Source organism: Streptomyces sp. NPDC034099 (assembly GCF_055575415.1).
Genome location: NZ_JBVISR010000004.1, coordinates 89,632 through 113,635 on the forward strand (window position 1 = coordinate 89,632; position 24,004 = coordinate 113,635).

Below are 24,004 nucleotides of genomic sequence, written 5' to 3' on the forward strand. Positions count from 1 at the left end.
GGTCTGGAACCGGCCAGGACGTGATGCGCCGACGGGTCGGACGCAAAGAATGCACAACCAGCCGTACGACTGGTCGAACGCCGTACGGTAACGCCCCAACGGAAGTCTGTGGGGAGACCTCGTTGCCTCACCGTACCAAATGCGGAGTGGCCACTTCTATGGAGATCGGTCGCCGATTCCACCACCACTCGGGCCACTGCCGGGAGTTGTCCGGGCGTCAGGTGGCGCGAGCCCCGTCATTACATGGGACGAGCGAATGCGAGTGGCATCGGACCGGGCGCCAAGTCAGGTGCGTCACATATCCCGAAACGATGCCTGAGTGCGGAAAGGGCCGCCAGATAACCAGACATTCCGTGCACACTGGGCCCGGGCGGAGTGGCCGAGGAGCACAGGAAGAGGCCGGGCAGCGGAGTGCGGTAGGGGTCGAAGCGCGGTACGGGCCGCGCGAGGCTCTGACGGAGCGTCATGGCGCCCGAACCGATGTCTCCGCCGACGTAGTTGGGGTTGTACGCCTCGTAGGCGGCGGCGGGTACGGACCGGTGGGTGACGATCGTGTCCCCGAACCCCGGGGCGTAGCGCTCGATGGCGGCCCGGACCAGCTCGTAGGGGTCGGTGGGGTCTCCGTTCGGCACGTGCGCGTACGCCCACAGCGGACGCTTGCCGGGCAGGGCCCGGCCGGGGTCGGCCACCACCGGGTCCACCACCAGGACGAACGGCTTCCCGGTCCGCACCCCGCGGGCGTTCGCCGTCTCCTGCCGCACCAACTCGGCGTAGCTGCCGCCCAGGTGCACCGTTGCGGCACGGCCCACCTCGGGGTCGGCCCAGGGGACCGGTTCCGACACCAGGAAGTCGACCTTGGCGGCACCCGGGCCGTACCGGAACCGTTCCAGGGCGCGCCGGTAGGCGCGGGGCAGCCGGTCGCCCGCGAGGGCCAGCAGCCCCTTGGGACTGGTGTCGAGCAGCACGGCACGGGCACCGCCCAGTTCCGCCAGGTCCGTGACGTGGTGCCCGGTGTGGAAGACCCCGCCGTGTGCCGTGATGTCCTCGGCCAGTGCCTGGGCGATCCGCCCGCTGCCACCGCGCGGCACCGGCCACCCCGTGCCGTGGGCGAGGTGGCCCAGCAGCATGGCCACCGCCGCCGACGCCAGGCTCGGCAGCCTGCCGACCGCGTGGGCGGCGACGCCCGCCAGCAGGGCCGGGGCCTCCTGCCCCTGGAAGGCCCGGACGCCCAGACCGCTGCCGTGCGCCGCGACCCGGCCGGCCAGCAACAGGGCGGCGGCGGGGTCCCGGGGCACCGAGCGCTGCCCGGAGAGGACGAGGTCGACGACCGCTTCGCTGCGCTCGAGCAGCGGACTCATCAACCGGTGCCAGGCGGCTCCGTCGGCTCCCAGGCGCTCGCAGGTCTCGGCGAGCGAGCGGAGGGCGAGGCCGGCGCGTCCGCCGTCCAGCGGATGGGCGTAAGCGATCTCCGGCTGCATCAGCTCGACCCCGCGGGCCGCCAGGTCGAACGCGCGGAAGAACGGCGACGCGGCGGCCATGGGATGGACGGCGGAACAGATGTCGTGCACGACACCGGAGTCGAAGAGGGGGGCGGTGCGCAGCCCTCCCCCGATGGTGTCGGCCGCCTCGTGGAGGTGCACCCGCAGTCCGGCTCGGGCGAGGACCACGCCGGCCGCGAGGCCGTTGGGTCCGGTACCCACGATGGCGACGTCCGTTGCGGTCACCGGTACTCCTCACTCGTGACGGGCCGAAGCCGCGGCGTGTGGGCGGCCGGCCGGGGCCCGGCGTTCAGCTGGGAACCGGCCAGGCGGCGGTAGAGCTCGTCGTGCTCCATCAGTTCGTGGTGCACTCCGACGGCCCGGACCCGGCCCTCTTCCAGCACCACGATGCCGTCGGCGTCGATCACCGTGGAGATCCGGTGGGCGATGGCGATCACGGCGCACCGCCGGGAGACCTGGCGCAACACGGCACGGAAGTCCCGTTCCGAGTCGGAGTCGAGGTTGGACGTGGCTTCGTCGAGCAGCATGACCGCGGGCCGCTGGAGCAGCGTGCGGGCTATGCACAGGCGCTGGCGCTGGCCCCCGGACAGTCCGCTGCCCTGGTCGCCCAGCTCGGTGTCGAGGCCGCGCGGGAGCCGGGCGATCACCGATGTGAGACCGGCCAGCTCCACCGCTTCCCGGACGGCGGCGTCGTCGGCGTCCGGGCTGGCGTAGGTCAGGTTCTCCCTGATGGTTCCGCGCAGGGCCGCGCTGTCCTGCTGCACGTAGCCCACCAGGGTGCGGACCGTGTCGAGGGGGAGCGCCCCGATGTCCCGTCCGCCGAGCCGGACCTGGCCGCCGTCCGCCGCGTGGAACCGTTCGATGAGCTGGAACATGGTGGTCTTGCCCGCCCCCGACGGCCCGACCACCGCCGTCAGCCCCCGTGCCGGGACCCTGAACGAGACCCCGTCGAGCACCTGCGTGCGCTCCGCCTCCCGTCCGCGGCGGTAGCCGAAGCGGACGTCGCGGAACTCGACCGCCGGTTCGTCCGGGGGGAGCCGTGCGGGCAGGGCGGAGGGCACGGTGCCGGGTGGACCGGGGTCCTCCTGGGGCAGCCGGGCGAGCTCGTCCACCCGCTGGACGGCGGCCCTTCCCTGCACGAACTGGCCCACACCCATGAAGAACATCACCAGCGGCGACACCAGTTGGAACAGGTACATGATGAAGGTGGTCAGGCTCGCCATGTCCATCTCGCCCCGGGCCACCCACGACATCCCCACGCCCACGACCACGGCCAGGGCGCCCTGCGTGCCGACGTTCATCGACGGCATCAACAGGGCGTTGTAGGCGCTGACGCGCACACCCGAACGGCGCGTCCGCTCGGCCAGTTCCCCGATGCGGGCGGCCTCCCGGGACTCGGCCCGGGACGCCTTCACCGTGGGCAGCGCGGAGAGCACCCGCTGCACGTCGGCGGCGAAGGCGCCGGTGTCGTCGCGGTTCTCCAGGGCGACCCTGCGCAGCCTGCGGGCGAGCACGACGGAGACGATGCTGGCGGTCCCCAGGCAGCCGAGGGTGATGACCATCAGCCAGAAGTCGATGAGGAACATCAGCACGACACCGCCGACGACCGTGGCGCCGCTGACGATCAGCTGGGCGAGGCTCTGCGAGAGGGCGATCCGCACCAGGGAGGTGTCGGTGACCGTGCGGGTGAGGATGTCTCCCTGGGGCTGCCGTGCGAATGCGGTGAGGTCGGCCCGCAGCAGCCGTCCTACGAGGAGGCGGCGGACATCGAGGACGATGTCCTCCCCGGCCCGCCCGATGGTGTACGCCTGCAGCGCCGAGAAGAGCGCGCCGGCGCAGAAGAGACCGACGAGCGTGGCGGCGGGAGAGGCCAGGGGGGTGCCTCGTCCCGCCGCCTCGATCAGCTCGCCGATGGCCCAGGGCTGAGCGAGCGAGGCGGCCACGCCCAGCAGGCCGAGCAGCACACCGGTGAGCAGCAGCCGGGAGTGGTGTCTGCTGACGCTCGCGACCGACCCCGCGCCCTTCGCGCCCCCGGCTCCCGGGCTCGCCTCTCCCCTGTGGCCCAGCACAAGCGCTCCCCCCGCGGTGCCGACGGTCACGGTGAACGTGCCGGGTCGGGTGGACAGCCCTGCCGCACGAGCCCGTCGTCAAGGCGACCGAACGTAACACGCAGGCCAGGGCTCAAGTTAAGGGTAAATTGACCGCTCGGCCTCGATCGCGCGCCTGCCGAAAGCCGTGGGGCCGCGCAAGGAAAAGTAACGGCCCCTCCCGCCGCCGACGGATCACCGGGACGGCCGCCCACCCCCTCGGCCGCCGTCCCGGTGGGCGTCACCTCCGGTGCCGGGCGGCGTTGGCGAGGATCGCGTCGCGCATGTAGGCGCCGAGGCCCGGCTTGGCGGCGTCGATGTTCCGCGTGAAACGTTCGTCCGACACGTACATCTCGCCCAGGCAGGTGTGCATCTCGTACCCGCAGTCGTAGTGGTTGCGGACGATGCCCTGCCGGTGGTCCTCGGCGGCGTCCATGGCCCCCTCGGAGTCGGCGGGCTCACCCGCGTCCATCAGGGCGACGAAGCGACGGGTGAGTTCGTCGGCCTCGTCCTGGATGCGCTGCCAGTCCTCCTTGGTGTACGAGGCGGTCTTCTCCTTGGACTGGCGGTAGGCGTCGGTGTCCCCCCAGCGCTCCTGGACCTCCTCCTCGTACTGGTCGGGGTCGAAGTCGCCGAAGACCTCGAACTTCTCCTCCGGCGTGAGGTTGATTCCCATGCTGCGTGCCTCCATGGCCTGCTCCACGGCCGCCGCCATCTTCCGCAGCTTCTCGATCCGGGCGGTCAGCAGGTCGTGCTGGCGGCGCAGGTGCGCGCGCGGGTCCGCGGCCGGGTCGTCGAGCAGGGCGGCGACCTCGTCGAGCGGGAAGCCCAGCTCCCGGTAGAACAGGATCTGCTGCAGCCGGTCGAGGTCGGCGTCGCTGTAGCGCCGGTGGCCCGCGTGGCTGCGCTCGCTGGGTACGAGCAGGCCGATGTCGTCGTAGTGGTGCAGCGTGCGCACCGTCACTCCGGCGAAGCCGGCCACCTGTCCCACGGAGTAGCTCACTTCCGCTCCTTTCTCTGACGCCCTTCACGCTGCCTCCTCACGTGACGTGAGGTGCAAGCCCGTGCACGCCGGTACGGCCCCGGGTGCGGGGTGCGGGACCCCGGCCTACCGTCGGTTGCATGTCACTGCACAAGGGTCCCCGCCCGCCCCACGACGACGACCGCGACCGGCGCCGGCTCGCCGTGAACCCCTTCCACGCGGCGGCGAACCCGCTCGGCGGCATGACCGAGGCCCCGCCCTCCCACCGGCTGCCGGACTCCCCGCTGCCGCCGGAGAGCGCGTACCGGCTGGTCCACGACGAGCTGATGCTGGACGGCAACGCCCGGCTGAACCTGGCCACCTTCGTCACCACCTGGATGGAGCCGCAGGCCGGGGTGCTGATGAGCGAGTGCCGGGACAAGAACATGATCGACAAGGACGAGTATCCGCGCACCGCCGAGCTGGAGCGGCGCTGCGTGGCGATGCTCGCCGACCTGTGGCACGCGCCCGACCCGGAGGCGGCCGTGGGCTGCTCGACGACCGGGTCGAGCGAGGCGTGCATGCTGGCCGGGATGGCGCTGAAGCGGCGCTGGGCGCTGCGCAACGCCGACCGGTATCCGGCGAAGGACGTGCGGCCCAATCTGGTGATGGGCGTGAACGTGCAGGTCTGCTGGGACAAGTTCTGCAACTTCTGGGAGGTGGAGGCCCGGCAGGTCCCGATGGAGGGCGACCGCTTCCACCTGGACCCGCAGGCCGCCGCCGAGCTGTGCGACGAGAACACCATCGGGGTCGTCGGCATCCTCGGCTCCACCTTCGACGGTTCCTACGAGCCGATCGCCGACCTGTGCGCCGCCCTGGACGCCCTCCAGGAGCGGACCGGACTCGACGTCCCGGTGCACGTCGACGGGGCCTCCGGCGGCATGGTCGCGCCCTTCCTCGACGAGGATCTGGTGTGGGACTTCCGGCTGCCGCGGGTCGCCTCGATCAACACCTCGGGGCACAAGTACGGGCTGGTCTACCCCGGGGTGGGCTGGGCGCTGTGGCGGGACTCGGAGGCGCTCCCGGAGGAGCTGGTGTTCCGGGTCAACTACCTGGGCGGCGACATGCCGACCTTCGCGCTGAACTTCTCCCGGCCGGGCGCGCAGGTGGTCGCGCAGTACTACACGTTCCTGCGGCTGGGCCGCGAGGGCTACCGGGCCGTGCAGCAGGCCGCGCGGGACATCGCGGGCTCGATCGCCGGGCGGGTCGAGGCGCTGGGCGACTTCCGGCTGCTGACGCGCGGCGACCAGTTGCCCGTGTTCGCCTTCACCACGGCCGACGACGTGACGGCGTACGACGTCTTCGACGTGTCCCGGCGGCTGCGCGAGGGCGGCTGGCTGGTGCCGGCGTACACCTTCCCGCCGCACCGCGAGGACCTCTCGGTGCTGCGGGTGGTGTGCCGCAACGGCTTCTCGGCGGACATGGCGGACCTGCTCCTGGACGACCTGGAGCGGCTGCTGCCGGAGCTGCGCCGGCAGCAGCACCCGCTGACCCGGGACAAGGGCGCGGCGACCGGCTTCCACCACTAGGGGGTGTCGTTTGGATCAGGCCGGCTCCGGGCGACGGTGCCTTGTGGCCGAGCCGAGCGGGGTCTGGTGCGTGCAGCTGCAAGGCGGAGGAGGGCGACAACGCGGAGCGTTGGCAACCGACGACAACGCCGCAGATGTGCGTGCCAGACCCCGCGACCCCGGCAAGATCCAAACGACACCCCCTAGGGGGCTCTAACGGCTCAGCCGGGCGAACCTCGCCACCGCCAGCGGGAAGAACACCGCGAGCAGCGCCAGCGGCCAGGCGACGGCCGCCCAGACGTGGCCGGACTCGCCGCCGGGGCTGCCGAAGAGGTCGCGGACGGCCGTGGCGGTCTGGGACAGCGGGTTCCACTGGACGACCGTGCCCAGCCAGCCGGGCATGGAGCCGGGCGCGGCGAAGGCGTTGGACAGGAAGCCGACCGGCCAGACCAGGATCTGCACCGCCTGCACCAGCTCGGGCTTCCCGGCCACCAGGGCCAGGAAGATGCCGATCCACAGCATGGCGAAACGGAAGAGCAGGAGCAGGCCGACCGCGCCCAGGAAGGCGCCGGGGCCGCCGTGGGCCCGCCAGCCCAGCGCGTACCCGACGCCGGTCAGTACGGCTAGGCCGAGTGCCGACTGGAGCATGTCGGCGGCGGAACGGCCCACCAGGACCGCGCCGTTGGCCATCGGCAGGGAGCGGAAGCGGTCGACGACGCCCTTGTTGAGGTCCTGGGTGACGGCGATCATGGTGCCCTCCAGGCCGAAGGCCATGGTGAGCGCGAGCATCCCGGGGACCAGGTAGTCGACGTACTCGCCGCTCACGCCCCGGCCGCCGCCGACCAGGTAGCCGAACATCAGCAGCAGCATGACCGGGAAGACCAGGCCGACCACGACCGTCACCGGCTGACGCTGCCAGCGGGCCAGCTCGCGGCGGGTCATGGTCCAGGAGTCGGACAGGGCATGGGTCAGGGGGGAAGTGGGAGTGGTGCCCGGGGTGGTGGCGCTCGCGCTCACGCGGCCTCCTTCGTGCCGTCGGTGAGGTGCAGGAACACCTCGTCCAGGGTCGGCCGGCGCAGCGCCACGTCCTCGGCCTCGACACCGGCCTCCTCCAGCGCCCGTACGACGCCGGAGAGCGCCGCCATCCGGTCGGTGACCGGGGCGCTGAGCAGCCGCCGGTCGGGGTCGACGCGGACGCCGGTGAGGGGCAGCAGGGCCACCGCGGCGCCCAGTTGGCCGGCGTGGCGCAGGACGACGTCGACGCGGTCGCCGCCGGTGGCCGCCTTGAGTTCGTCCGCCGTGCCGTCGGCGACGACCCGTCCCGCGTCGACGACCGAGATGCGGTCGGCGAGCTGGTCGGCCTCCTCCAGGTACTGGGTGGTGAGCAGGACCGTCGTACCCGCGCCGGCCAGGGAGCGGACCGAGTCCCACACCTCGGCGCGGCCGCGCGGGTCGAGGCCGGTGGTCGGCTCGTCCAGGAAGAGCACCTCCGGTTCGGTGATGAGGGACGCGGCCAGGTCCAGGCGGCGCCGCATGCCGCCGCTGTAGGCGCCGACCGGCTTGCGCCCGGTGTCGGCGAGGTCGAAGCGCGCGAGCAGTTCGTCGGCACGCGCGCGGGCCCGCCGGGCGCCCAGGTGGTGGAGGCGGCCGAACATCTCCAGGTTCTGCCGGCCGCCCAGCTCCTCGTCGAGCGCCGCGTGCTGGCCGAGCAGACCGATGCGCAGCCGTACCGCGTACGCCTCGGCGACGACGTCGTGTCCCGCCACCTCGACGCGGCCGGCGTCGGGCCGCAGCAGGGTGGACAGGATCCGGACCAGGGTCGTCTTGCCCGCTCCGTTCGGGCCCAGTACGCCGTGCACCGTGCCGCGCGTGACGGTCAGGTCGAGCCCGTCCAACGCGTTCTTGCTGCCGTACTCCTTGCGCGCACCTTCGACGGTGATCGCCGCGTCGGCCACTGTCACTCCCCATTCCCCATCGAGAGGCCAAGCTAGCCAAATTTGACTACTGACCCAGAAGATAGTGCCCGCCCCTCGATTGGTCAAACTTGATTAGCGAGCGTCCCTGTAGTGCGGCCGCCCCGCCGCGAAGGGGTTCTCCTCGCCCTCCGCCAGCACCCCGACGAACGGCTCGCCCTCGCCGGCGAAGGTGTACGCGCCGCCCCGGACACGTTCGATGAGGCCGCGGGTCCACTCGGCGCCCGAGTCGGCCGAGTGGACCCAGTAGTTCATGATCTCGCCGATGTGCCCGTACTGGCCGGGCCCCTCCGCGGGCAGGTAGTACTCGGTGACGGCGGCACGCCACTCCTCGATCTTCCGCACCCGCTCCTCCAGCAGCGCGAGGGCCTCCTCGCGCGGGAGGTCGACCATGAAGCCGAGCGCCGCGGTGAGCACGTCCGGCCGCTGGTCGTAGGCGGTGAGGTAGTCGCGGAGCAGGGTGAGGTACTCCTCGGTGCCCTGCTCCGTGATCTCGTACTCCACCCGCGGCGGCCCGCCCGCCGTGGACGGCGCGATCTCGTGCGCGACGAGCAGTCCCTGTTTCGCCATCTGCTTCAGCGCGTGGTAGATCGAACCGGGCTTGGCGTTGGACCACTCGTGCGCGCCCCAGTACTCCAGGTCGTTGCGCACCTGGTAGCCGTGGGCCCGCCCGTGCTGGCGGACGGCGCCGAGCACGAGGAGACGGATCGCTGACATGGGTCCAGATTAGGGCCCGTGCGAGGCGGGGTCAGAACGGGAACCCGCTCCGCCCGTGCTGCACCGAGATCCACTTCTGCGTGGTGAAGGCGTCCAGCATGGTGTCGCCGTTGAGACGGCCGATGCCGGAGTGCTTCTCGCCGCCGAACGGCACGATCGGCTCGTCGTGCACGGTGCCGTCGTTCACGTGGAACATGCCGGTGTCGATCCGCTTGGCGAAGTCGACGCCGCGCTCGATGTCCCCGGTGTGCACGGCGCCGCTCAGCCCGTACGGCGTGTCGTTGACGAGGCGTACGGCCTCCTCCTCGCCGTCGAAGGTGACGAGGAAGGCGACCGGGCCGAAGACCTCCTGCCGCAGCAGCGCCGAGTCGGCGGGCAGGCCGGTCAGGACCGACGGCTCGACCAGGTTGTCGGTGACCGAGCCGCGCACCAGGGCGGTCGCGCCCTCGGCGAGGGCCTGCTCGACGACGCCGGAGACCGCGTCGGCCTGCGAGGAGTTGATCACCGGGCCGATGACGGTCGACGGGTCGCGCGGGTCGCCGGTCTTGAGGGTCTTCACCTTGGCGACGAACTTCTCGGTGAACTCGTCGGCCACCGCGCGGTCGACCAGCACACGGTTGGCGGCCATGCAGACCTGACCCTGGTGGACGTAGCGGCTGAAGACGGCGGCGTCGACCGCGTAGTCGACGTCGGCGTCGTCGAGGACCACCAGCGCACTGTTGCCGCCCAGTTCCAGGACCGAGCGCTTGAAGTTCCCGGCGCAGACCGTGGCCACGTGGCGGCCAACCTTGTCGGAGCCGGTGAAGGAGATGACCTTCGGGACCGGGTGCTCCAGGAACGCGTCGCCGATCTCCGCTATGTCGGTGACCACGACGTTGAGCAGGCCGCCCGGCAGTCCCGCGTCCTGAAGGATCTTCGCGACCAGGGTGCCGCCGACGATCGGCGTGTTCTGGTGCGGCTTGAGGACGACGCCGTTGCCCAGGGCGAGGGCCGGGGCGACCGACTTCAGGGAGAGGAGGAAGGGGAAGTTGAAGGGGCTGATGACGCCCACGACGCCGACCGGCACCCGGTAGACGCGGTTCTCCTTGCCGTCGACCGGCGAGGGGATGATCCGACCCTCGGGGCGCAGCGCCAGGTGGACCGCCTCGCGCAGGAACTCCTTGGCGAGGTGCAGCTCGAAGGCGGCCTTCAGACGGGTGCCGCCCAGCTCGGCGATGATCGCCTCGCTGATCTCCGCCTCGCGCTCCTCCACCAGACGCAGCGCCTTCTCGAACACCGCGCGGCGCGCGTACGGGTTCGTCGCGGCCCACTGCTTCTGCGCGCGCTCGGCGGCCCGGTAGGCGGCGTCGACCTCGTCGACGGTGGCTATCGTGATCGAGGCCAGCTTCTCGTTGTCGTACGGGTTGAAATCGATGATGTCCCAGGAGCCGGTGCCCGGACGCCACTCGCCGTCGATGTACTGCTGCGCGAGGTCGGTGAAGTACGACGACATGTGTTCCCTCAATCCCCTTAGCTGCCGCAGCCGCCGCGAGCGAGCCGCCTGATTGGGCGTCATCGTACTGACGTTTCAGGAGAGTTGAAGGAGTCCCCGCAGAAGGTCCCGGCTCTCGTCCGGCCCCGGGCTGTCCTGCTGGAGTTCCTTCAGCGCCGTCTCGTACTGGGTGACGTCCTCCTGCTTGTCCAGGTACAGCGCGCTGGTGAGCTGCTCCAGGTAGACGACGTCCGAGAGGTCGGACTCGGGGAAGCTGAGGAGCGTGAACGCGCCACTCTCGCCGGAGTGGCCGCCGAAGCCGAACGGCATGATCTGGAGCCGCACATTGGGGCGTTCGGACACATCGATGAGGTGCTGGAGCTGCCCGCGCATCACCTCGCGGTCGCCGTACGGGCGGCGCAGGGCGGCCTCGTCGAGCACGATGTGGAACTCGGGGGCGCTCTCCGCGAACAGGTGCTTCTGCCGCTCCAGGCGCAGCGCCACCCGCCGCTCGACGTCCGCCACGCCGGCGCCCTTCATGCCGCGCCGGACGACCGCGCGGGCGTACTCCTCGGTCTGCAGCAGGCCGTGCACGAACTGCACCTCGTAGGCCCGGATCAGCGAGGCGGCGCCCTCAAGACCCACGTAGGTGGGGAACCAGCTGGGCAGCACGTCGGAGTAACTGTGCCACCACCCCGCGACGTTGGCCTCCTTGGCCAGGGAGAGCAGGGAGGCGCGCTCCTGCTCGTCCGTGATGCCGTACAGCGTCAGCAGGTCCTCGACGTCCCTCGTCTTGAAGCTCACCCGGCCCAGCTCCATCCGGCTGATCTTCGACTCGGAGGCGCGGATCGAGTAGCCCGCCGCCTCTCGCGTGATCCCCCGCGTCTCACGCAGTCGCCTGAGTTGTGATCCGAGCAGCATGCGCCGCACCACCGATCCGGGCTCTCCCGCGCTCACGTTCGCCAGCCTCCCCAACCGTCTTCAGGGGCCGCAGTCTGCCACTAAAACACTCCGAGCAGTACTCGTCCGGTTACGGAAACGGAATCGAGCCAAAGGAAACGTGCAGGATCATGCACGCGGCGGACCGGAACCGGCCGTCGGAAGAGATGAAGGGGAGGCGAAGATGACGGAAAATTTGACCAACAAGCGGTACGGGCAGGTCCATTTCGGTCACGTGCACGTGCATCTGCCCTTGCATCTGAGGTACGCATCCGAAACCATGGTCCCCGCACCACCGCGCCGCATCGCTACGACCGCGAACTCCCGGGAGTGCCTCGCATGGGGACGAATGGATCGACCATGCTCGAGCCGTTACGGCAGGGCCTTCCGCCACTCGATCCCGCAACCGTGTCCAACGCCGCCTCCTGCGCCCTGCCACCCCGTTTCGAAGCGGTGCGCGAGGCCCGGCGGTTCACCCGCAGAACGCTCGAGGGCTGGGACACCGGCGACCGCTTCGACGACGTCTGCCTGGTGGTCTCGGAACTCGTCACCAACGCCCTGCGCCACGCGCTGCCCGCGGACACCCCGCGCCACGACGAGCGGCACGGTCCGGTACGGCTGCACCTGATGCGCTGGACCGAGCGGCTGGTGTGCGCGGTGCGCGACCCCAGCCACGACAGCCCGGTGGCCCGTGAGACGGATGACTTCTCGGCGGAGTCGGGCCGCGGCCTGTTCCTCGTCGACTCCTTCAGCGACAGCTGGGGCTGGCACCCGCTCGCCGGAACCCTCAACGGCAAGGTGGTCTGGGCACTGTTCCGCGTCTAGGCGCCGCCCGGTCGGCCGGGCGGGCCGGGATCAGCTCGCGATCAGGTGGTCGAACTCGCCGTCCTTGATGCCGAGCAGCATGGCCTCGATCTCGGCACGCGTGTAGACGAGCGCGGGACCGTCGGGGAAGCGGGAGTTGCGCACCGCCACCGCGCCGTCGGGCAGGCGCGCGAACTCCACGCACGATCCCTGCGAGTTGCTGCGCCGGCTCTTCTGCCAGGCCGCGTCGTGCAACTGCGTGGCGGCCATGCCGTTGTACACGTCGTACACGTCGTGGTTCACAGGTCGCTCCCCGGTGTGCACTGGCTGATGTGGCCATTGATGCAGTGGTCAACTGATCCGGATCATAACCCTGTTCACGTGCAGATGCATGAGCAAATGCACGTGCACGCGCGGTGTTCCCGCGGTTACAGCTTTGACGACCGCTTTACCGAGCCCTGCCCTCTACGACGCCGGGACCCGGGAAGTCGTTCCCGCATGTGCCCCCGAATTCGAAGAATATGCAACAACTTGCGACAACACCGGGGCCCACTCGACGCGTTCGTCACGGGTGGGCCCCGGTGTCGTCATCGGTGCGCGAGGTACGGCGGGCGGGTCAGCGCGCGGCGTACGGCAGCAGCGCCATCTCGCGTGCGTTCTTGATCGCCCTGGCCAGCTGCCGCTGCTGCTGGGCCGTCACGCGGGTGACCCGGCGGCTGCGGATCTTGCCGCGGTCGGAGAGGAACGTGCGCAGCAGTGCGGTGTCCTTGTAGTCGACGTACGTCACTCCCGCCCGGTCCAGCGGGTTGGGCCGTTGCCGGGCGGGCGGGCGTCCTTACGGGGTCGGGGCATGCGGTCAGACCTCCAGGAGGGTGTCGAAGGCGGGTGGCAGCCGGTCCCAGGCGGCCTGCCCAGCGGCGTACTCGGCGTCGGTCAGCAGGCAGGACTCCAGGAGCCGTTCCAGGCCGTCGCGGTCGAGGCCGGGGGAGGTGAAGACCAGGTGCTGGCAGCGGTCGCCGTGCTCGGGGTGCCAGTCGAGCGCGGCGGCGGCGCGGCGCACGGGCGGCACCAGTTCCCAGGCGGCGTCGGGGAGCGAGGCGAGCCAGGGTCCCGCGCTCTCCACGCACAGGGCACCGCCCGCGGCGTCCCAGTGCAGCAGCGTGTCCCCCTTCCCGGCGAGCCAGAAGCGCCCCCGGCTGCGGGCCGCGGCGCAGGTCAGGTCCTCCAGTGCCGCGTACAGCCGCTCCGGGTGGAAGGGGCGGCGGCGGTGCCAGACCAGGGTGGCGACGCCGTGCGCGTCGGCCTCCGCGGGCAGCAGGGCACAGGCCGGGTGCTGGGCCGCGGCCGCGGCCTCCACGTCGAACCCGGCGAGGGCGGCCCGCGCCAGCTCGGAGGCGGTGGGTGATGCGCCCGCCGGGTTCCCGTGGCCGATCGGGACCCGGCGGGCCGTCGGGTGCAGCTGCGCCAGCAGCTCGTGGTCCTCCTCGTCGGCCTCCGGCGAGCCGGGGAGGGACTCGGCGAGGGCGAGGACGGAGGCGTACTCCAGCTGTCGCGCGAAGGTGTCGGCGACGGTGCGCCGGTCGGTGGCCGCCGCGGCGAGGCCGCCCTCGGCGAGGTCGTCGCCGTTGCCGAGGTACGGCAGCACCAGGGCGGGGTCGACCGCGGTGATCACGCCGGTGACGGTGAAGCCGCCGGCCGTCACCACCTCCGCCATCGCCTTGGGCTCGACGGAGTCCCACAGCTCGACGACCGCCAGCGGGGTGCCCCCGGCCTCGGCGAGCCGGACCAGCTCGGGCACGAGGTCCTCGCGCAGGGCGCAGCACGCGCAGTCGTTGACCAGCGGCGCCTCACCGGCGGAGCGCAGGCCGGTGGCGTCCCGCACGGTCCGTACGACCGTGCCCGCGGTGGCTGTCGCCAGGTCGTGGTGGAGGACGACGCTGCCGGGCACGTCCGCGAGCAGCCGGGCCACGGCCGCCCTGCGCGCGTCGGCGTGCAGCCCGCCGACGATCACCACCGGCGGTTCGGGGAAGCGGCCCGGCCCGCTCATGCCCCGTCCTGCTTCCCGTACCGGCGCTCGAAGCGCTCCACGCGTCCGGCGGTGTCCAGAACGCGGGCGGTGCCGGTGTAGAAGGGGTGGCTGACGTGCGAGACCTCGACGTCGACGACGGGGTAGGTGTGGCCGTCCTCCCACTCGACGGTGCGCTCGCTCGTCATGGTCGAGCGGGTGAGGAAGGCGTAGTTCGCGGCCCGGTCGCGGAAGACGACGGGGCGGTACTCGGGGTGGATTCCCTTGCGCACGGCGTCTCAGCGCTCCTCTCGGAAGTCGACGTGGCGGCCGGCCGTCGGGTCGTACTTGCGCAGGACCAGCCGGTCCGGGTCGTTGCGGCGGTTCTTGCGGGTCACGTAGGTGTAGCCGGTCCCGGCGGTGGACCGGAGCTTGATGACCGGACGGAGTTCGTTGCGTGCCATGCTGCTATCTTACTGAAAATGAATTCCATTAACAGCTAGGGCCCGTCCGGTCCGGAGGAGAGGTACGTCACCGTGTCCGCCCACTGCATGCTGACCGGGGCCGAGCCCGGTTTCGGCAACCGCGTCTCCCACTCCCACCGGCGCACCTCGCGCCGCTTCGACCCCAACATCCAGACCAGGCGCTACTGGCTGCCGAGCGAGAACCGGCACGTGCGGCTGCGGCTGAGCACGAAGGGGATCAGGACGGTCGACTCGATCGGCGTCGAGGCGGCCGTGGCGCGCGTCCGTGCCCGGGGAGTGAGGGTCTGATGGCGAAGAAGAGCAAGATCGCGAAGAACGAGCAGCGACGGGCGGTCGTCGCCCGCCACGCCGCGCGGCGGGCCGAGCTGAAGGAGATCGTCCGCCGGCCCTCGTCGACGGAGGCCGAGCGGCTCGCCGCCCAGCGGGAACTGCGCCGGCAGCCGCGCGACGCGAGCCCCACGCGGGTGCGCAACCGCGATCAGGTGGACGGGCGCCCGCGCGGATACTTCCGGGTCTTCGGGCTCTCCCGGGTGAATCTGCGCGAGCAGGCGCATGCCGGGCATCTTCCCGGGGTGCGCAAGTCCTCCTGGTAGCTTGCGGCTGTTCGGGGCCGAAGGGCCGTCCGGCTACAGCTTGGAGCTTCCGGTGACGTGGGTGACTGCGGGGAACACGGCGAGCACGGAGGACACGGAGACCGCGGCACGCACCGCGCGGGCCGCGGGTACGGCGAACGCGGCGGGCGGGACGCATACGGCGGTTACGGCGGCTACGGCGGCTACGGCGGCTACGGCGGCTACGGCGGCTACGGCGATCGTGCCGCGTAAGGGCGTCCCGCGCGGCGGAGGCCCGGGCCGTCGGGCGCGCCGGTCCGTGCGGGCCGTGGCGCTGGGTCTCGGGCTGGCGGGCGCGCTGGCGTTGACCGCGTGCACCGACGACGGGGGCTCCGGCGACGGCTCGGCGAGCGGCTCGGGCGGCGGCGACACGTCCTCGGCGGCGCCCGGCGCGTCCGCGAGCACGGACCCGGGCGGCACCGCGGGCGGATCGCCGTCCTCCGGTGCCGCGGGCGAGCTGGAGGGCAGCTGGCTGGCGACCACCGACGGCCAGGCCGTCGCCCTGATGGTCACCGGCGACAAGGCGGCCCTGTTCGCCACCGGCGGGACCGTGTGCAGCGGTACGACCGAGGAGACCTCCGGCACCCGGACGATCCGCCTCAAGTGCACCGGCGGCAGCGACGACCGGTCGACCGGCAAGGTCGCTGCGGTCGACGCCACTTCGCTCACGGTGGCCTGGGAGGGCGGCCTCGGCGAGGAGACGTACACCAAGTCGGAGGGCGGTTCCCTGCCGCCGGGCCTGCCGACCAACGGCATCGGTTCCTGAGCGAGGAGCGGGGAGCGGGAAGCAGGGCCGGACGGTCGGCGCCGGTCTCGCCTCAGCCCCGTCTCAGTGGCCGGTGGCGGCCGACCCGGGCCGCGTCGGCCGCCCGGGTGCCCTCCGTCCAGCCGGCCGCGTCCGCGGCGCCGCGCAGCCGGGTCGTGGTCGTCTCCGGGAACATGCGCTCCATGCGGTCGGTGACCGCGACCTCGCGGGAGGCGAGCACCGGCAGCAGGTCCGCGTCCGCCGCCGCGTCCGTGGCCGCCCCCGTGGCCGCTTCCGCCGCGGCCCGCAGCCTGGTGCCCGCGCGGTGGGCGTAGGCGGCGAGGAACGACTGCCGGAAGGTCTTGGTGCGCCTGCGCCCGCCGGCCCGCTGCCCGGCCTCCGCCTTCGTCATCGCGGCCTCGGCCTGCACCAGCAGGGAGGTGTAGAGGAGTTCCACCGCCTCCAGGTCGGCCTCGAAACCGACGACGGTGGAGAAGCCGAAGGGCTCGTTCCACACCGCCCCGCAGTGGTTGGCGTCGGCCACCGCGTCCAGCAGCACCGCCTTGGCCTGCTCGTAGGGCGGCTCCACCCCGATCCGGCAGGCGCCCGGAGTGTCGGGCGAGGGCGCGTGCGCGGCCAGCAGCGCCTCGTCGACGCTGTGCCGGGCCATCAGCTCCTGCGCCTTCGCGCTCAGCGCCTCCGCCTCCTCGGGATACCCGGTCGCCTCCGCCTTGGCGAGCAGCGCGCGGATGCGGGCGAGGGCACGGGACTCCGGCCGGTGCTCCCGGTCCCGCTGCGGCGCCTCCCCCGCCTCCAGGGGCTCCAGGCCGGGCAGCCGCACCAGCAGGCGGTACAGCTCCAGTACGGCTGTGGCGTGCGAGAAGCGGTCGGTGCGGGGCGGCGCCGTGTCGTCCGCGTCCGGCAGGTCGTCGAGCTGCGCGGCCCAGCGGTGACCGCGCGGACGGTCGTGCGGCGCCTGGGCGCGGATCAGCGCGGCCACCAGCCGTACGTGCGCGTCGTCCAGTTCGCGTCGCACGATCCGTACGAGGTCGGCGGGCTGCCAGCCGCGCCGCCAGGCCGCGGCCACGAACTCCTCGCCGCGCCGGGCCAGTTCCGCGTCCGCCGCCGGATCGGCCGCGAGCAGCGAGGCGGCGCTGTCGAGGGCGGCGTCGGCGGTGTCGTACAGGGCGGTCTCGAAGGCACGGTCGACGGTGCGGGGCGTACTCACCCGGCGATGGTGCCACGGCCGCCGGACCCGTCTCACTCCGCGGAATCCGGCCGGGTCCGCACCCGCCGGGGCCGACCATGACCCGATGGTGGACACAACTCTCTACACTGCGTTCCTGGTCGCCGCCTTCGCCCTGTGCGTCACGCCGGGCCCCGACATGATGTTCATCGTGGCGATGGGCGGGCGGGGCGGTCCCACGGCCGGTGTGATGGCCGCGTTCGGGGTGGCCTGCGCGATGCTCGTGCACGCCGTCGCCGCGGCCCTCGGGCTGTCGGCCCTCTTCACGACGCTGCCCACGCTGTACCACGTGCTGCGCTGGGCGGGCGCGGCCTATCTGCTGTACCTGGCGGTGAAGGCCTTCCGGGACCGGTCGGTACCGGGCGAGGGCGACGCGGCGCCGGGGGGCGCGGGGATGCGGCGGGCCTTCTGGCAGGGCGCGATCACCAACCTGCTCAACCCCAAGGTGATCCTCTTCAACGTGGCGTTCCTGCCGCAGTTCGTCGACCCCTCGCTCGGGCACGTCCCCGGCCAGTTGCTGGTGCTCGGCGGAACACTGGTGGTGATGGGCTTCCTGTGGGACGGCTTCGTCGGGCTGCTCTCGGGGCGGCTGGCGAGTCTCCTCAGGCGCAGCGCCCGGGTGAACCGCTGGCTCAACATCGTCTCCGGGACGGTGTTCACGGGGCTGGCGGTGCGTCTGGTGGTGGCGTCACCGAAGTGACCGGGAGCTCTCCGACCGACTGTCAACCATTAGTTGACAGTCATGGAGGTGCAACCTACGGTTGACGCATGACGACGAACCCGAGCATCACGTCATCCGTACGCCTCGACGAACTCATCACCGCGATCAAGAAGGTGCACCCGGAGCCCCTGGAGCAGCTCCAGGACGCCGTCATCGCCGGGGAGCACCTCGGAGAGGTGGCCGACCACCTCATCGGCCACTTCGTGGACCAGGCCCGGCGTTCGGGCGCGTCCTGGACGGACATCGGCAAGAGCATGGGCGTCACCCGGCAGGCGGCGCAGAAGCGCTTCGTGCCCAAGGAGTCGGCCGACCTGGACGCGAGCCAGGGTTTCAGCCGCTACACGACCCGCGCGCGCAACGCCGTGATGGCCGCCCACAACGCGGCCAAGGACGCCGGCAACGCCGAGGGCCTGCCCGAACACCTCGTCCTCGGCCTGATCACCGAGCGCGAGAGCCTCTCCGCCAAGGCGATCGCCGCGCAGGGCGTGACCCTGGACGCGATCCGCGAGGCGGCGACCGCCGCACTCCCGCCGGCCGCCGCGGAGGTCCCGGAGCTGGTGCCCTACGGCCCCGCGGCCAAGAAGGTCCTCGAACTCACCTTCCGCGAGGCCCTGCGTCTGGGGCACAACTACATCGGCACGGAGCACATCCTGCTCGCCCTGCTGGAGCACGAGCACGGCGAGGGCGTGCTCAGCGGGCTCGGCCTCGGCAAGGAGGCCACCGAGCGCTTCGTCGTCGCCGCGCTGGCGCAGTTCACGCAGGCCACCGAGGAGGAGACCGGCGCGGCCGGGGAGACCGGACCCACGTCCGAAGCGGGCTGAGGCCGTCGTCGCGAGGGCGTCCGTCACGAGGGCGTTGTCAGTCCCGCCTGCGACACTCGCGACATGGCCGAGAGGTGGGCGCTCGCGGTGGCCGAGGACGGTGGCGTGGAGGTCGCCGCCCTCGGCCCCGACGGGCTGCCCGCCGGACCGGTGCGGCGGGAGCCCGACCTCGCCGAGGCCGTACGGGCCAGGCCGGACGTCACGCGCTGGGTGTGGCGGTCCACCGCCGAGATCGCGCCGCGCCTGCTCGCCGCGGGGGTGCGAGTGGAGCGGTGCTACGACGTGGAGGCCGCCGAGACCCTCCTGCTCGGCCACGAGGGGCGGTACGGGGAGCCGCGCTCGGCCGCGGCCGCCCTGGCCCGGCTGCACGGCGGCCCCGTACCGCCCGACCCGCCGCAGCGCTCCGCCGAGCCGGGCGCGCAGTCCCCGCTGTTCGAGCCCCAGGCCGTCCGCCTCCCCCTGTCCGACCTGCTCGCCGTCTACGCCGAGCAGCAGCGCCGCCACGACCGCTCGGCGCACCCCGACCGGCTGCGGCTGCTGACGGCCGCCGAGTCGGCGGGGATGCTGGTGGCCGCCGAGATGAACCGCGCGGGGCTGCCCTGGCGGGCCGACGTGCACCGCCAGGTCCTGCACGATCTGCTGGGCGAGAGGTATGCGGGCGGGGGCGAGCCGCGCCGCCTGGCCGAGCTGGCCGAGGAGGTGTCGGCGGCGTTCGGCCGCCGGGTGCGGCCCGATCTGCCCGCGGACGTGGTCAAGGCGTTCGGGCAGGCGGGCGTGAAGGTCGCCTCCACCCGCCGCTGGGAGCTGGAGTCGCTGGACCACCCGGCCGTGAAGCCGCTGATCGAGTACAAGAAGCTGTACCGCGTCTGGGTCGCCCACGGCTGGTCCTGGCTCCAGGACTGGGTGCGCGACGGGCGGTTCCGCCCCGAGTTCCTGGCCGGCGGCACCGTCACCGGGCGCTGGGTCACCAACGGCGGGGGCGGGCTGCAGATCCCCAAGGTGATCCGGCGGGCCGTCGTCGCCGACCCGGGCTGGCGGCTGGTCGTCGCCGACGCCGACCAGATGGAGCCGCGCGTGCTGGCGGCGATCTCCCGCGACCCCGGTCTGATGGAGGTGGCGGGGCGCGAGACCGACCTCTACCAGTCCGTCTCCGACCGCGCCTTCTCCGGCGACCGCGCCCAGGCCAAGCTCGCCGTGCTCGGCGCGGTCTACGGCCAGACCTCCGGCGACGGCCTGAAGAACCTGGCGGCACTCAGACGCCGCTTCCCCCGCGCGGTGGCGTACGTCGACGACGCGGCTCGCGCGGGCGAGGAGGGGCGGCTCGTGCGCACCTGGCTGGGCCGCACCTGCCCACCCGCGGCCGGCGCGGCCGACGGCACGGAGGAGGCGGGCCTGCCGCAGGACGACCCCTCCGGCACCTCCGATTCCTCCGACGCCTCCGGCTCGGGGGAGCGTCCGCAGGAGTGGGTGCCGGGGTACGCGTCCTCCAACGCCCGCGCGCGGGGGCGCTTCGCCCGTAACTTCGTCGTCCAGGGCAGCGCCGCCGACTGGGCCCTGCTGCTGCTCGCCGCGCTGCGCCGGACCTGCGCGGACATGGCGGCCGAGCTGGTCTTCTTCCAGCACGACGAGGTGATCGTGCACTGTCCCGAGGAGGAGGCCGACACCGTCGTCGCGGCGATCCGGGACGCGGCGGAGCTGGCGGGACGGCTGACGTTCGGGCCGACGCCGGTGCGGTTCCCATTCACGACGGCGGTGGTGGAGTGCTACGCGGACGCGAAGTGAGCGGGGGCAGGCGGAGTCGAGGTGAGGGGGGTCAGACGGAGTCGAGGTGAGCGAGGGTCAGGCGGACGCGCGGTGACCTACGGCTCTTCGAGCAGCCCGGCGTCGTGGGCGAGGACGGCGGCCTGGACGCGGTTGGCGCAGCCGGTGCGGGTGAGGATGCGGCTGATGTGCGCCTTGACCGTACCGGCGCTCAGATACAGCCGGTCGGCGATCTCCCCGTTGGACAGACCGGTGCCGAGCAGCCGCAGCACATCGCGTTCGGCCGGGGCCAGTCCGTCGATCCGGCGCAGCGCGGCCTCGGTGTCCCGGCCGGACCGCACATGCCGCTCCAGCAGCTGCCGGGTGATCCGGGGGGCCAGCACCGGCTCGCCCCTGGCGGCGAGCTGGACGGCGCGGATCAGGTCGGCGGGGCCGGTGTCCTTGAGGAGGAAGCCGCTCGCCCCGGCCCGCAGGGCCCGCGTCACGTGCGCGTCCTGCCCGAAGGCGGTCAGCATCACGACACAGGTGCGGGGCGAGAGACGGGAGATGTCCTCGGCCGCGGCGATACCGTCGCGCACCGGCATCTGGACGTCGACCAGGGCGACGTCGACGTCCTGGTCGCGACAGGCCGCGGCGGCTTCCCTGCCGTCGCCCGCCTCGGCGACCACCTCGATGTCGTCGGCGTTCTCCAGGATGAGCCGGATTCCGGCGCGCATCAGCGCCTCGTCGTCGGCGACCAGGACTCGGATCATCGGCTCATCCTAGGACTGCCCGCCCTCAGCTCATCCCAGGACCGCCAGCACCAGCAGGACGACGAGGAAACCCACGGTGGGCAGCACCACGACCAGCGCGGCGCAGCCCGAACCGAGGACCCGCGGCCAGGTCAGGATCTCGTCCGGCAGCGGGGCGCGGGCCCCTCCCGGCCCGGGGCGGACGAGCGGGTGAGGGGCAGTCGGCCGGCCGGGGGACGAGGGACCGGCGGCCGATCGCCCAGCGGCGGGCAGCCGGGCGACGACGCGGAAGCCGCCGTTCACCAGGGCGCCCGCCTCGAACGTGCCGCCGAGCAGCCCGACCCGCTCCTCGCAGCCGGCCAGTCCGCTGTGCGTGCCCCCGCGGGAGGGTCCGGCCACGGGCGGCGGGGCGTTGGTGACGGACACCTCGATCCCGCCGCCGACGCTCCTGACCTGCACCCGGGTGGGCGCGCCGGAGGCGTGCTTCAGCACGTTGGTCAGTCCCTCGCGGACCACCCGGTGAATGGCCTGCCGCGTCCGCGGCCCCAGCTCCTCCCCCTCGGGGACGGACCAGTCCAGCTCGACGGCGCTGCCGGTCCGCCGGGACTCGTCCACCAGCGCGGCGATGTCCTCCCGAGTCCCCCGCCCGTCCCCGGACCGGTCGTCCCCCGGACCGGCCAGCTCGGCGTGGCGCAGGACGCCCAGGATCTCGCGCAGTTCCTCCATCGCCGTACCGGCGGTCGTGCGCAGCAGCTCGGTCTGCCCGGCGAGGGCCGGCGCCTGCCGTGCGGCCGCCAGCTCGAGCGCCCCCGCGTGCACGGAGATGAGGCTCAGCCGGTGCCCCAGGAGGTCGTGCATCTCGCCCGCGATCCGGTTGCGTTCCTCCGTCCGCGCCGCCTCGGCGGTCAGGGCGCGGGCCCGCTCCAGATAGGCGTTGCGTTCCCGCAACAGGCTGACCAGCGGCCGCCGTTGCCCGAGCAGCGTCCCGGCCAGGGCGGGAAGCACCAGGAGCAGCACCAAGGAGACCGCGTTGCCCACCACTTGGAACGCGAGGCGCTCGGTCCGGAACGGGGCGGTGACGACGGTCAGCACCCCGACCACGGCCGAGGCCGCCCCGACGACCTGCCACGCCCGTCGCGTCGGTGCGATGCGCCGGGTCGCGGACATCACGACGAGCGGCGCCACCGCCACCGTCCACACGTTGACCCCCACGACCAGCACGGAGGCGCCCAGCACCGCGGCGACCGGCCGGCCACGGCGCACCGCGACGAGCAGCACCGCCCACACGGCCTCCAGCACGGCAAGCCCCGGCCGCGCGGGGACCACCAGCAACAGCGGCACCAGCCCGAAGGAGGCCGTGAGGAGACAGAGCAGCCCCTCGACGACGACCGTACGTCGTTCGGCACCACGCGCCGCGGCCCATCCGGCGACCGCCTCCCGCCGCACCCGGTGCGGCACACGGGCCAACGCCCGCCGCACCCGTACGGACGGCCGGGGCGCGCCCGTGCCGCCGTACTCCTGACCACCGCTACGCACCCGCACCCCCGGAACGCTATCCGCCCGGCCGTCCCGGCTCTCACGCACCCGGCAGACCGTCCAGCTCCGCCCGCAACGCGGCGAGGTCGGCCTGCTCGGCGGCCAGCAGCTCCGCCACGTGGGCGTCGTCGAGCAGCGCGGACAGCAGATGGACGGTGCCGACGGTGGGCGACTCCCGCTCGGCCGCCCGCAGCCGGGCGACAGCGACGGCGCGTTCGGCAGCGGCGGACAGCCGCGCCCGCTCCCCCTCCCCGGCACCGCCGGCCGACACCGCCGCAACCGGAGCGACGGCCGAAGCGACGGCCGAAGCGACGAGGGAGACCTGCCGCACTCCGTGCCGGCGCAGGACCGCCGGGGCGGCATTGGCCTCCGCCAGACCCTCCGGAAGCGAACGCCCCGCCACGGCCAACGCCCGGTCCAGGGCCAGCACCCCCAGCAGCAGATCCACCGGTTCCGCCACGTCCCGCCCGCACCGCACCGCCTGGCGCCCGGCCTCGACGTTCACGGCGAACAGCACCGGTGAACCGTTCAGCCCGGACTGCGCGGTCCACGAAGTGAACGCGCGGGACAGCCGGTTGCCGCTCCGGCCCACCGTCCCCGCCCGGCGCAGCAGCAGCACGCCGTACGACTCCGGCCGCTCGCTCGCGTCGTCCGACCCCGCGGCCTCGGCGTCCAGCCGGTCCAGCCGGGTCACCGCCTCGGCCGTGTCCAGCCGCCGGAGCAGCAGCGCCTCCCGCGCCCTGCTGTCCGGCAGCTCGAGCAGCGCCCTGGCCACGTGCCGGCCGCGCACGGAGACCGTCCCCTCGGCACGCGCGGACGCCAGCGCGTGCAGCAGACAGCTCCGCATCCCCCCGCTCATCGCGGGCGGCCCGGCCGGGATCCCCTCCCGCGCCGTCTCGCGCGATCCCAGCCCGAACCGCCACCACGCCTCGCGCCAGGCGGCATCGACCTCGGCCTCGTCGGCCTCCGCCCCCGGTCCGCCGTGCGCCTCGTCCTCGCTGACCCAGCCCCGGCCCGCCCGGGCCTGTATGAAGCCACTGAGCCCGCCGGACTGCCGCATCCCCGGGGCGATCGCCGCCCCCGCCTCCGAGTCCTCCATCACCAGCTGTTCCAGCAGGGTGTCCGTCCCCACGCACGCCAGCTCGCTCCGAACCGCCCGGCGCACCGTCGCGACGAGCACCTCCATGACGTCCGGCTCGAACTCCGTGGTCACCCCGAGCCCGGCCAGGTCCACCGTCGTCCCTCGCTGCCCCATCGAACGCCTCCTCACTACGCGGCGGTCCGCCCCGCCTGCCCGGACGACGCTAGGCACTCCCGCCCGGC

Annotated in this window: 26 protein-coding genes; 9 read left to right on the forward strand and 17 right to left on the reverse strand. The window is 72.9% G+C overall.

What is annotated here, in order from left to right; genetic code table 11:
• Positions 1 to 239: 239 nt before the first annotated feature.
• The 3 genes from ACZ56V_RS12735 to ACZ56V_RS12745 all read right to left on the reverse strand — a co-directional run bounded on the left by ACZ56V_RS12735 (position 240) and on the right by ACZ56V_RS12745 (position 4,589).
• Entirely contained in the window at positions 240 to 1,724 is a 1,485-nt protein-coding gene (locus ACZ56V_RS12735) for a phytoene desaturase family protein (protein ID WP_468941780.1), read from the reverse strand.
• Complete coding sequence (locus tag ACZ56V_RS12740; protein WP_467379028.1) at positions 1,721 to 3,568, reverse strand: ABC transporter ATP-binding protein; 1,848 nt, start codon at positions 3,566 to 3,568, stop codon at positions 1,721 to 1,723. Before ACZ56V_RS12740 ends, ACZ56V_RS12735 begins: the two co-directional genes overlap by 4 nt.
• Positions 3,569 to 3,827: 259 nt before the next feature.
• Positions 3,828 to 4,589, reverse strand: coding sequence for a MerR family transcriptional regulator (locus ACZ56V_RS12745; protein WP_468941783.1), 762 nt, complete (start codon positions 4,587 to 4,589; stop codon positions 3,828 to 3,830).
• 119 nt (positions 4,590 to 4,708) lie between these two features.
• Between ACZ56V_RS12745 and ACZ56V_RS12750 the strand changes: the two genes are divergently transcribed.
• Positions 4,709 to 6,136, forward strand: coding sequence for a glutamate decarboxylase (locus ACZ56V_RS12750; RefSeq protein ID WP_398918814.1), 1,428 nt, complete (start codon positions 4,709 to 4,711; stop codon positions 6,134 to 6,136).
• Positions 6,137 to 6,328: 192 nt separating this feature from the next.
• Here the strand turns inward: ACZ56V_RS12750 and ACZ56V_RS12755 are convergent, their stop codons facing one another.
• From ACZ56V_RS12755 to ACZ56V_RS12775, 5 genes are all read right to left on the reverse strand, one after another.
• On the reverse strand, positions 6,329 to 7,057 hold the full coding sequence (locus tag ACZ56V_RS12755; protein WP_398911766.1) for an ABC transporter permease: 729 nt from the start codon (positions 7,055 to 7,057) through the stop codon (positions 6,329 to 6,331).
• A gap of 71 nt (positions 7,058 to 7,128) precedes the next feature.
• Complete coding sequence (locus tag ACZ56V_RS12760; protein ID WP_398911765.1) at positions 7,129 to 8,070, reverse strand: ATP-binding cassette domain-containing protein; 942 nt, start codon at positions 8,068 to 8,070, stop codon at positions 7,129 to 7,131.
• Between the two features lie 93 nt (positions 8,071 to 8,163).
• Positions 8,164 to 8,805 (reverse strand): PadR family transcriptional regulator, encoded by a 642-nt coding sequence (locus ACZ56V_RS12765; RefSeq protein WP_356363174.1) that lies wholly within the window; start codon positions 8,803 to 8,805, stop codon positions 8,164 to 8,166.
• 31 nt (positions 8,806 to 8,836) lie between these two features.
• Positions 8,837 to 10,297 (reverse strand): aldehyde dehydrogenase family protein, encoded by a 1,461-nt coding sequence (locus ACZ56V_RS12770; RefSeq protein ID WP_398911744.1) that lies wholly within the window; start codon positions 10,295 to 10,297, stop codon positions 8,837 to 8,839.
• Positions 10,298 to 10,372: 75 nt separating this feature from the next.
• On the reverse strand, positions 10,373 to 11,197 hold the full coding sequence (locus ACZ56V_RS12775; protein WP_468942655.1) for a helix-turn-helix domain-containing protein: 825 nt from the start codon (positions 11,195 to 11,197) through the stop codon (positions 10,373 to 10,375).
• Positions 11,198 to 11,554: 357 nt separating this feature from the next.
• Here ACZ56V_RS12775 and ACZ56V_RS12780 point away from each other — a divergent pair, with 357 nt between their 5' ends.
• Positions 11,555 to 12,040, forward strand: a complete 486-nt coding sequence (locus tag ACZ56V_RS12780) for an ATP-binding protein (protein WP_468941788.1) — start codon at positions 11,555 to 11,557, stop codon at positions 12,038 to 12,040.
• Between the two features lie 30 nt (positions 12,041 to 12,070).
• Here ACZ56V_RS12780 and ACZ56V_RS12785 read toward each other — a convergent pair whose 3' ends face one another.
• The 5 genes from ACZ56V_RS12785 to rpmG form a co-directional block, all read right to left on the reverse strand.
• Positions 12,071 to 12,289 (reverse strand): DUF397 domain-containing protein, encoded by a 219-nt coding sequence (locus tag ACZ56V_RS12785; protein ID WP_174855328.1) that lies wholly within the window; start codon positions 12,287 to 12,289, stop codon positions 12,071 to 12,073.
• 346 nt (positions 12,290 to 12,635) lie between these two features.
• The gene (gene rpsR / locus ACZ56V_RS12790; RefSeq protein WP_468942658.1) at positions 12,636 to 12,821 is read right to left on the reverse strand and encodes a 30S ribosomal protein S18; all 186 of its coding nucleotides are present in this window, start codon (positions 12,819 to 12,821) and stop codon (positions 12,636 to 12,638) included.
• 54 nt (positions 12,822 to 12,875) lie between these two features.
• Positions 12,876 to 14,066: a CobW family GTP-binding protein gene (locus ACZ56V_RS12795; protein WP_468941791.1), complete on the reverse strand. Its 1,191-nt coding sequence runs from the start codon at positions 14,064 to 14,066 to the stop codon at positions 12,876 to 12,878.
• On the reverse strand, positions 14,063 to 14,317 hold the full coding sequence (locus tag ACZ56V_RS12800; protein WP_365611128.1) for a type B 50S ribosomal protein L31: 255 nt from the start codon (positions 14,315 to 14,317) through the stop codon (positions 14,063 to 14,065). Before ACZ56V_RS12800 ends, ACZ56V_RS12795 begins: the two co-directional genes overlap by 4 nt.
• Positions 14,318 to 14,323: 6 nt before the next feature.
• A complete protein-coding gene (rpmG, locus tag ACZ56V_RS12805) occupies positions 14,324 to 14,488 on the reverse strand; it encodes a 50S ribosomal protein L33 (RefSeq protein WP_059301677.1) in 165 nt (54 codons plus the stop codon).
• A 72-nt stretch (positions 14,489 to 14,560) separates the two neighbouring features.
• Between rpmG and rpmB the strand changes: the two genes are divergently transcribed.
• Genes rpmB through ACZ56V_RS12825 form a run of 4 tightly spaced genes read left to right on the forward strand, consistent with a single transcriptional unit; the run spans position 14,561 to position 15,886 of the window.
• Positions 14,561 to 14,797 (forward strand): 50S ribosomal protein L28, encoded by a 237-nt coding sequence (gene rpmB / locus ACZ56V_RS12810; RefSeq protein ID WP_398911740.1) that lies wholly within the window; start codon positions 14,561 to 14,563, stop codon positions 14,795 to 14,797.
• Positions 14,797 to 15,102 (forward strand): 30S ribosomal protein S14, encoded by a 306-nt coding sequence (gene rpsN / locus ACZ56V_RS12815; protein WP_468941796.1) that lies wholly within the window; start codon positions 14,797 to 14,799, stop codon positions 15,100 to 15,102. Before rpmB ends, rpsN begins: the two co-directional genes overlap by 1 nt.
• 57 nt (positions 15,103 to 15,159) lie before the next feature.
• The gene (locus ACZ56V_RS12820) at positions 15,160 to 15,333 is read left to right on the forward strand and encodes a hypothetical protein (protein WP_467379023.1); all 174 of its coding nucleotides are present in this window, start codon (positions 15,160 to 15,162) and stop codon (positions 15,331 to 15,333) included.
• 46 nt (positions 15,334 to 15,379) lie between these two features.
• Positions 15,380 to 15,886, forward strand: a complete 507-nt coding sequence (locus ACZ56V_RS12825; RefSeq protein ID WP_467379022.1) for a hypothetical protein — start codon at positions 15,380 to 15,382, stop codon at positions 15,884 to 15,886.
• Positions 15,887 to 15,938: 52 nt separating this feature from the next.
• On the opposite strand, the gene ACZ56V_RS12830 is transcribed toward ACZ56V_RS12825, so the two are convergent.
• Positions 15,939 to 17,093 carry a DUF2786 domain-containing protein gene (locus ACZ56V_RS12830; protein ID WP_468941801.1) on the reverse strand — a complete coding sequence of 385 codons (1,155 nt, stop codon included), beginning with the start codon at positions 17,091 to 17,093 and terminating at the stop codon, positions 15,939 to 15,941.
• An 85-nt stretch (positions 17,094 to 17,178) separates the two neighbouring features.
• Between ACZ56V_RS12830 and ACZ56V_RS12835 the strand changes: the two genes are divergently transcribed.
• The 3 genes from ACZ56V_RS12835 (at position 17,179) to ACZ56V_RS12845 (ending at position 20,435) form a co-directional block, all read left to right on the forward strand.
• On the forward strand, positions 17,179 to 17,811 hold the full coding sequence (locus tag ACZ56V_RS12835; protein WP_467379020.1) for a LysE family translocator: 633 nt from the start codon (positions 17,179 to 17,181) through the stop codon (positions 17,809 to 17,811).
• 68 nt (positions 17,812 to 17,879) lie between these two features.
• On the forward strand, positions 17,880 to 18,653 hold the full coding sequence (locus ACZ56V_RS12840; RefSeq protein WP_398911733.1) for a Clp protease N-terminal domain-containing protein: 774 nt from the start codon (positions 17,880 to 17,882) through the stop codon (positions 18,651 to 18,653).
• A 63-nt stretch (positions 18,654 to 18,716) separates the two neighbouring features.
• Positions 18,717 to 20,435, forward strand: coding sequence for a bifunctional 3'-5' exonuclease/DNA polymerase (locus tag ACZ56V_RS12845; RefSeq protein ID WP_398911732.1), 1,719 nt, complete (start codon positions 18,717 to 18,719; stop codon positions 20,433 to 20,435).
• A 77-nt stretch (positions 20,436 to 20,512) separates the two neighbouring features.
• Here ACZ56V_RS12845 and ACZ56V_RS12850 read toward each other — a convergent pair whose 3' ends face one another.
• From ACZ56V_RS12850 to ACZ56V_RS12860, 3 genes are read right to left on the reverse strand one after another with little or no spacing between them, the layout of a single operon-like run.
• Positions 20,513 to 21,166: a response regulator gene (locus ACZ56V_RS12850; protein WP_468941806.1), complete on the reverse strand. Its 654-nt coding sequence runs from the start codon at positions 21,164 to 21,166 to the stop codon at positions 20,513 to 20,515.
• 30 nt (positions 21,167 to 21,196) lie between these two features.
• Positions 21,197 to 22,687: a sensor histidine kinase gene (locus tag ACZ56V_RS12855; RefSeq protein ID WP_467379019.1), complete on the reverse strand. Its 1,491-nt coding sequence runs from the start codon at positions 22,685 to 22,687 to the stop codon at positions 21,197 to 21,199.
• 34 nt (positions 22,688 to 22,721) lie between these two features.
• Positions 22,722 to 23,936 carry a Clp protease N-terminal domain-containing protein gene (locus ACZ56V_RS12860; RefSeq protein WP_468941809.1) on the reverse strand — a complete coding sequence of 405 codons (1,215 nt, stop codon included), beginning with the start codon at positions 23,934 to 23,936 and terminating at the stop codon, positions 22,722 to 22,724.
• Positions 23,937 to 24,004 lie beyond the last annotated feature (68 nt).

What these genes read in the sequence shown, in the direction of transcription:
- ACZ56V_RS12750 (WP_398918814.1), top strand. Translation starts at nt 4,709, where the DNA reads ATGTCACTGCACAAGGGTCCCCGCCCGCCCCACGACGACGACCGCGAC.
- ACZ56V_RS12755 (WP_398911766.1), bottom strand. Translation starts at nt 7,057, where the DNA reads ATGACCCGCCGCGAGCTGGCCCGCTGGCAGCGTCAGCCGGTGACGGTC.
- ACZ56V_RS12765 (WP_356363174.1), bottom strand. Translation starts at nt 8,805, where the DNA reads ATGTCAGCGATCCGTCTCCTCGTGCTCGGCGCCGTCCGCCAGCACGGG.
- ACZ56V_RS12770 (WP_398911744.1), bottom strand. Translation starts at nt 10,297, where the DNA reads ATGTCGTCGTACTTCACCGACCTCGCGCAGCAGTACATCGACGGCGAG.
- ACZ56V_RS12775 (WP_468942655.1), bottom strand. Translation starts at nt 11,197, where the DNA reads ATGCTGCTCGGATCACAACTCAGGCGACTGCGTGAGACGCGGGGGATC.
- ACZ56V_RS12780 (WP_468941788.1), top strand. Translation starts at nt 11,555, where the DNA reads ATGGGGACGAATGGATCGACCATGCTCGAGCCGTTACGGCAGGGCCTT.
- ACZ56V_RS12785 (WP_174855328.1), bottom strand. Translation starts at nt 12,289, where the DNA reads ATGGCCGCCACGCAGTTGCACGACGCGGCCTGGCAGAAGAGCCGGCGC.
- ACZ56V_RS12795 (WP_468941791.1), bottom strand. Translation starts at nt 14,066, where the DNA reads ATGAGCGGGCCGGGCCGCTTCCCCGAACCGCCGGTGGTGATCGTCGGC.
- rpmG (WP_059301677.1), bottom strand. Translation starts at nt 14,488, where the DNA reads ATGGCACGCAACGAACTCCGTCCGGTCATCAAGCTCCGGTCCACCGCC.
- rpsN (WP_468941796.1), top strand. Translation starts at nt 14,797, where the DNA reads ATGGCGAAGAAGAGCAAGATCGCGAAGAACGAGCAGCGACGGGCGGTC.
- ACZ56V_RS12835 (WP_467379020.1), top strand. Translation starts at nt 17,179, where the DNA reads ATGGTGGACACAACTCTCTACACTGCGTTCCTGGTCGCCGCCTTCGCC.
- ACZ56V_RS12840 (WP_398911733.1), top strand. Translation starts at nt 17,880, where the DNA reads ATGACGACGAACCCGAGCATCACGTCATCCGTACGCCTCGACGAACTC.
- ACZ56V_RS12845 (WP_398911732.1), top strand. Translation starts at nt 18,717, where the DNA reads ATGGCCGAGAGGTGGGCGCTCGCGGTGGCCGAGGACGGTGGCGTGGAG.
- ACZ56V_RS12850 (WP_468941806.1), bottom strand. Translation starts at nt 21,166, where the DNA reads ATGATCCGAGTCCTGGTCGCCGACGACGAGGCGCTGATGCGCGCCGGA.
- ACZ56V_RS12860 (WP_468941809.1), bottom strand. Translation starts at nt 23,936, where the DNA reads ATGGGGCAGCGAGGGACGACGGTGGACCTGGCCGGGCTCGGGGTGACC.